The organism is Microbacterium sp. HSID17254 (assembly GCF_003989315.1).
Classification (GTDB): domain Bacteria; phylum Actinomycetota; class Actinomycetes; order Actinomycetales; family Microbacteriaceae; genus Microbacterium.
In genome coordinates this window covers 1-801 of the sequence record NZ_RBLT01000179.1, presented here as the reverse complement: position 1 = coordinate 801, position 801 = coordinate 1, and the positions used below count along the sequence as shown (strand labels likewise).

Sequence of the window (801 nt, the reverse complement as noted above, 5' to 3'; positions counted from 1 at the left end):
AAGCGCACCGGGCTCAAGGTGACCCTCGGGATCCTGGTCGCGATCGTCGTCATCGCGATCGCCACCGGCGGTGGCGGCGACGAGCAGGCCCCGGCCACCGCCTCGGGAGACGCGAACGCTGCCCCTGCCGCCGCCGGTGCCCCCGCGAGCGGGGACCAGTCGGTGAAGTTCGGTCAGGAGGCCACCTCCGGGGACCTGGTCATCTCGGCGTCCGCTCCGGAGCAGGTCACCGAGTTCGGCATGACGCAGGCGTGCTCGACCGTCACTTACACGAACAACCGGTCCAGCCCGGCGTCGTTCAACCCGTTCGACTGGAAGTTCACCACCCCGGCCGGGGTCGAGGCGTCCGCGTCGATCCCGTTCAACGCCGGGGCGAAGGCCCTGCACTCCGGTCAGCTCGCCCCGGGCGGCACCACCTCGGGGATGATCTGCGGCGACCAGCAGACCACCGACGTCAACGCGGTGAAGTACGCACCCTCGTTCAGCTTCTCCGACCCGCTCACCTGGACGAACTGACCTCCCTCCCCCCGAGCTGCGCGCCGAAAGCCGGGGTAGTCACGCACAACGACACGGCGCGCAACCGAGGCCCCCGCTGCAGCAGCCCTGCGGTGGGGGCCTCGTCATCTCCGCGGCAGGCCGCGCCGCCATCGAGCCGGCTGCGCTGTTCGACGACGGGTCTCGACGTCGCCGCGAGAGCAGATCTGCAGGCGCAGGCGGATCCCGAGGGGCTCGCGTGCGGCTGCCGTAGCGTCGCGGCGATGCCTCCGTCCACCTCCGTCTCTTCGACCAGCCAGGGGGGCC

At 71.5% G+C, this 801-nt stretch carries 1 protein-coding gene; it reads left to right on the top strand.

Annotated features, from left to right (window positions below):
• On the top strand, positions 1–516 hold a 516-nt coding region (locus D8M34_RS18450), incomplete at its 5' end, for a DUF4352 domain-containing protein (protein ID WP_126894735.1).
• Positions 517–801: the final 285 nt, after the last annotated feature.